This is a genomic window from Candidatus Neomarinimicrobiota bacterium (assembly GCA_030743815.1).
Classification (GTDB): domain Bacteria; phylum Fidelibacterota; class Marinisomatia; order Marinisomatales; family S15-B10; genus UBA2146.
On the sequence record JASLRT010000015.1, the window covers coordinates 1 to 5,339 of the forward strand.

Annotated in this window: 5 protein-coding genes; 2 read left to right on the forward strand and 3 right to left on the reverse strand. The window is 50.5% G+C overall.

Annotated elements, in window-relative coordinates; translation table 11 throughout:
* The 3 genes from QF669_01540 to QF669_01550 form a co-directional block, all read right to left on the reverse strand.
* The coding region (locus QF669_01540; GenBank protein MDP6456126.1) for a hypothetical protein at positions 1–1,598 on the reverse strand (1,598 nt) is incomplete at its 3' end.
* Positions 1,599–1,622: 24 nt separating this feature from the next.
* On the reverse strand, positions 1,623–1,835 hold the full coding sequence (locus tag QF669_01545) for a hypothetical protein (protein MDP6456127.1): 213 nt from the start codon (positions 1,833–1,835) through the stop codon (positions 1,623–1,625).
* Positions 1,832–2,476, reverse strand: a complete 645-nt coding sequence (locus QF669_01550) for a hypothetical protein (protein MDP6456128.1) — start codon at positions 2,474–2,476, stop codon at positions 1,832–1,834. Before QF669_01550 ends, QF669_01545 begins: the two co-directional genes overlap by 4 nt.
* Before the next feature lie 85 nt (positions 2,477–2,561).
* Between QF669_01550 and QF669_01555 the strand changes: the two genes are divergently transcribed.
* Together QF669_01555 and QF669_01560 are read left to right on the forward strand one after the other, a co-directional pair.
* The gene (locus QF669_01555; protein ID MDP6456129.1) at positions 2,562–4,217 is read left to right on the forward strand and encodes a tetratricopeptide repeat protein; all 1,656 of its coding nucleotides are present in this window, start codon (positions 2,562–2,564) and stop codon (positions 4,215–4,217) included.
* Positions 4,218–4,296: 79 nt separating this feature from the next.
* A partial coding sequence (locus QF669_01560) for a hypothetical protein (GenBank protein ID MDP6456130.1) occupies positions 4,297–5,339 on the forward strand: 1,043 nt, incomplete at its 3' end.

Below are 5,339 nucleotides of genomic sequence, written 5' to 3' on the forward strand. Positions count from 1 at the left end.
TCCCACACGGGCAGGAAGAAGCGAAAAGTGGTCTCCGTATTGAATGGGTTGGGAAAGTTCTGGTAGAGGGTAATGGCGGAAGGGAGAGGCACTTCAGGATTCAGCTTAATGCTGTAGCTGTAATCGGCATCCTCTGTGGTATCTGTAACAACGGCAAGGACGACGCTCTGACCTACTGCCGGGATGGAGAGGATCGCATTGAAGTCGACTGGCTGGACGGTTACTGTTCCATCGTCTTCCCGGACAGTTCCGCTTGTCTGGAAAGAGACGGTCTCATTCCCCGGTGTGAAGGATACTTCCAGGGGCCCTTCGCCGGCCGTCAATTCGATATAATGGGCGGCGTTGTGCATAAGTTGGCCGCTGTCATATTCAATAATATAGTCGCTTCCCATAATGGCAACGGAACGTTCCAGCCGCGGCAAAATTCCGTACTGGCGATATGCGTCACCTTCTTCATAGGCGTAAATTCCGGCGGAGGCTTCAGAGGTGAGAAGATGGTTGGCAATCACCATTCTGTTTAAGGCGTCACTGAAACTGGATCCCACGCTCAACAGCGCCTCGTCAATTGTTCTGATACTGAAGTCGCCCTCGAAACTGTTGTGTCTCACGCTTTGTTCAAGAATCTTGCGCACGGTTGAAGGTCCGCCGATGTGCTCCGAAAGGTAGCGGAAGAATATCCAGCTGCCGTACCAGTGGGGAGCCCTGTCCTTATTGAGTGAGATATGGGGCTCATCCAGCCAATCCTTCAGGTACTGGTAATTGTCGTTGATGTCATCGAACACCTCATCCTCAATCCAGACCGCGGTGGCCTCTAGCATCCAAATGGCTTCCCATCCGTCGTAGCCGAACTGAATGGCGTGTAACAGTTCGTGCGCGGCGGTAACTTGAATATTTTCTTCTTCACTCAGAGTGAAATTGTGATAGTTGTTGCGCATAGCGATGTAGCTTGTAGCAGCATTTATCTCTTCCGCCGCTGAGAATTCGTTATCACCCGATCCACTGCTTGCCTCATACTCCATCTGGGTGTAGCCAAAAAGGGATGGTCCCAGCTGGGAGACGTAGATGTCGTAGGCGGCGCTGCCGCCGTTATCGGCGTACCAGCTGTCACTGGGTGGGCGTATGAATCCTGTACGGGTGATATGATTTTCCGCCACCTGATTGAACACCTGCGCCATCATGTTAATATAGTCAGGAACGCCGTCCATGTCCCCATCTTCGGAACTAACCGAATCTCTCCCTGCCAAAGTAAAGTGAAAGCGGAAGATGCCGGAATCGTAGGTTTGAGCCAATCCTGAGGGGCGCGCAAATGCGGCTATGCGTCGCTTAAAATCGACACCCAAATCTGACAGCACCTCCTTTACCTCAGGTGAAAGAGTTTCTCCATGGCGGATGAGTGACTGGAGTACGTGAGTGCCGCACTTGGGATCGATTACACTTGAGCTGATCCCAGATAGTTCGGTTTGGGCTTTGAGGCTGGCAATCTGTTGCAGGAGGAGTTGTTCTTCAACCGCGGCATTCATCTCATTCGATGGCACTCCGCCACCCGTCACCACTTGAGCAACTGCAACAAGGAACAGGATTGGAAAGTGTATTTTCACGTGAGGGTAGATTTATGAATTAGACTAATCTTCTGCTGTGTCACGTCTGTGGCGGCGTGCGTCTTTTGAGATCTTTTTGGCCATCTCCTCGAAAACGCGTTTTTCTTCATGCTGTTCACGTAGCTTGCGTTTTTCTTCCAGCAGGCGTTTCTTACTTAGGAAGAAACGTACAAACAGTCCGAAGACTAGGATTCCAAGAACATAGAAAATGGCGAAATATGTCAGATCAGGATTCATTCAGGACTCTCTGGTTTACCACTCTTTATGTATAAGTAACCGCCTGCCAGAAAAACTGTTCCCACGATGAATTCCACCGCTTCGGAGCGCAGCAATCCTCCTGCCACCATGCCGGCCCCTGCAACCATCAGCAAGTACGGTGCGCGCTCTTTCAGGCTCGATACAGATTCTGTTCCACCCACGCTCACTTCATCTCCTGCCACGGATTTCAGTTTGTCGATGGCACCATAGGTCTCTGAAAGAGGAAGACGTAGCACGGTTACGATATCTCCCTGGGCGTCCGGGACGACGATTTCGTACGATTCCACCGGTTTCGACAGTCTAAAGTTCAACTGCACCGATTCAGGCATCTGGTGAGCCTGGAATTCAGTAACAAATCCCGTTCTGACGAACGGCCACTCCCTGGTAGTGTCTATCGAAGCATCCACCAGCGTCATATAGAACCAACCTGTTTCAGACGTCCACGCTGAGACCTGTTCGCGCTCAGTCTTGCCCCTTTTCTCGATAGTGATGACGGTTCCATTGACTTTTTGTTCAATGGCGATTCCTGTTATTTCAACAGCTTTCGGATACGCCGCAGAAGTGAGAACCATCAGGAGCGGCAGGACGGTGGAAAAGGAAAAGGATGTGACGAATCTCATGATTGTTGCTCCGGCTTCAACGGAATATAAAAATTTTGCTTCAATTTTTGGGAGAACATTGTATATTCAATGTAAGAGCTCGAGTATGAAGCGTATTCTAAGATTCACCGTTCAACTGCTGATACTGTTTTTATTGGCATCCAGTCTGCCGCTGGATCTGTTCGCCGCGGCCGCGGCTGAACCGAACCTGAAATCGCCTCAGCAGACCAAGAAGAAACGTTCCTCCAAATCGAAAAAGAAAACGTCGGGAAAATCCTCCTCTAAGAAAGCAGCGCAGGCCAAGAAGTACTTTGATAGGGGGAAGAAGAGAATAAAAGCCAAAGATTATCAAGGAGCGTTGAAAGATTTTAAGGCAGCTGATAAACTGAAGCCTTCGAAGACGACCAAGTCTTACATCAAGAGATTAAGCGGGATGGTATCAAAGAAAAAGAAATCAGCGCCGGCGGTAGCGAAAAGAGTACCTGAGCCTAAGAGCGTATACCAGGTCTCAGATAATATCTATCGGATGACCTATCAGCTTGATGCTTCGACCCAGCGTATCCGGAGCGCCCGGCAGGCACTCAAGCCGATGGATACCCGGTCCGAAAGCCGTATGACTCTTGCACGGATGGAGAAGTTGGAGAAGAAGGCTTTGAATGAGCCGACGAATTCTAATGCACAGCGGGATCTTGCTCTGGAATACGAAAAAAAGGGAGCCTTTGGCAAAGCGAGAGATATCTATATGCGTCTGATCTCGTCTGCCCCCATGAACCCGGATTATCATTATTTTCTCGGCGCCATGTATGCGCGAATGGGGCAAGACAACAAGGCCCGTTATGCTTTTCAGGAAGTCCTGGAGATCGATCCTAATCATCTGGCAACAGTGAATGCACTGTCGCTTCACTCCGGGCGACCGGGCGGCAGTACGATGGCGACGGACTTGATGCAGAAAGCAGCCGCGAAAGCGCCGGAAGGGCCGGCTCAGATGCTGAAAGAGGTTCGCGAATATCTTGAATCCGGTGCCTACGATAATGTTATCTCAATGGCTCAAGAAGGCGAGAAGCGCTATCCCAAAAACGCCGTGCTTCCCTACATGAGAGGAATGGCCCACGAAGCAAAAGGTGACCTTGAGTCCGCCAAAAAAGCTTACAGGAACAGCATCGAACTCGACCCATCGGATCCGTCGTCGTCGGTGGCTCTGGGTGATCTCTATTCCAATCAGGGCAACTATCTCTACGCCGCCATCTCTTATGAAGGGGCCCTTGAAAAGAATCCCGCAGATGTGGTGCTCCGTTTCAAACACGGTCTCAGTTACTTCGAGGCTTATGAGTGGGCCAAGTGTGCAGCGGCGTGGGAAGATATATTGCACTACGCTCCCAATCATACCGAAGTGATCAAAATGCTGCCGCGGGTCTATTACATTTTAAGCATGGAGTACAACCGGAACGGATTCACCGATCTGAGCCGGCAGGCATTTGCCAATGCGATTTCAGTCAATCCTGCGTCCTCAGACTGGTTGGGTGATGCTTTGAACACCGCCGGCGAATACTACAGAGATAACGGCATGTACCGTGAGTCACTCAAAGCGTACCAGGAAGCGATGGAGCTGAGTCCCGAAAATGTACATCACTATAACGGCATCGGCGCCACATACTGGTATATGGGGGAAAAGGAGATGGCCGTGGCGGCGTGGGAGAAAAGTCTGAGCTTGCATTCCGGTGACAATGCAGCCCGCGGCTGGCTTCTCCTGGCAAACCGGTGATCTTGGACCGGATACCTGCTCCCAGATATTGCTGTTCTTCTGATTTACGATCCTTATCTTCCTCTCTGATTTTTCTTCTATGAAAAGACTTCTCGTTGTCGTCCTTTTGTTCTGTTTTTCTCAAGTTTCGGCCCGCGTCGATGTCGGTGAAATCCCAATCGATCGCCCGGGAGATGACCTTGTCTGGCAGGGCATTTACGCTTTCTACAACTCGGAGTTTGAAAAATCGGTGACACTTCTTACATCAGCAAGAGAAAAGTTCCCGCAGCATCCCGCTGTTCACTTTACCTGGGCGGTATCCAGGTGGTTAAGGACACAGGCGTTTGTGGGAATCGAAGATAGCTACGATGTGCTTGAGAAGTCTCTTGATGAGATTATTCCCATCTATGAGAAGTACGCCGCTGACTATCCACAAATACCGGAGTACCGTCTCTATCTGGCGGCATCAAAAGGCCTCATGGCGAGAATGTATCTCGGCAAAAAAGAGTGGCTTGGCGTACTGGTAGAAGGCGTTAAAGGATATCGCGGCGTGTTGACGGTTCACAAGGAGAATCCGGAGCTGTGGGACGCCTACATGCCCATCGGTCTCCTTAATTTTTTCTCCGGAAACATGTCTCCATTCATCCAATTCGTGGCCGGACTGTTTGGCATGGAAGGTGACCGTGATCTCGGTCTGGATCAGTTGCGAGTGGCAGCGGAGAAGGGAGAATATGCCTGGATCGAGACGTCTCAACTTCTTGTATTCATTTATCTATGGATGGATGATGATTACGATGAAGCACTTCGTGTGACAGAGATGCTGGTCCGCCGACTGCCTGACAGCATTTACAATCAGCACCTCTATACGGAGACACTCATCAGGCTCAATCGTCTGGATGAGGCGGAGGCTAACCTGGCGCTCACCTACAATATGGCCCAAGAACTTCCCCCTCTGTCACGGGAGAGTTGGATACCGACACTCAAGTATCACGAGGCTCTGCTTAATTTTTATAGCGGCAATTATGATAAAGCTATGGAAATGATCACCCAATCCATTGATGAGTTCGCCACCGAACTGGATACGCCTCTCGGATTCGGCTATGTGCTGCGAGGACAGATTCACGATCTTCGGGGGGAGCGACG

Excerpts from the sequence above, each read along its gene's own strand:
- QF669_01545 (MDP6456127.1), bottom strand. The coding sequence starts at position 1,835 with ATGAATCCTGATCTGACATATTTCGCCATTTTCTATGTTCTTGGAATC.
- QF669_01550 (MDP6456128.1), bottom strand. The coding sequence starts at position 2,476 with ATGAGATTCGTCACATCCTTTTCCTTTTCCACCGTCCTGCCGCTCCTG.
- QF669_01555 (MDP6456129.1), top strand. The coding sequence starts at position 2,562 with ATGAAGCGTATTCTAAGATTCACCGTTCAACTGCTGATACTGTTTTTA.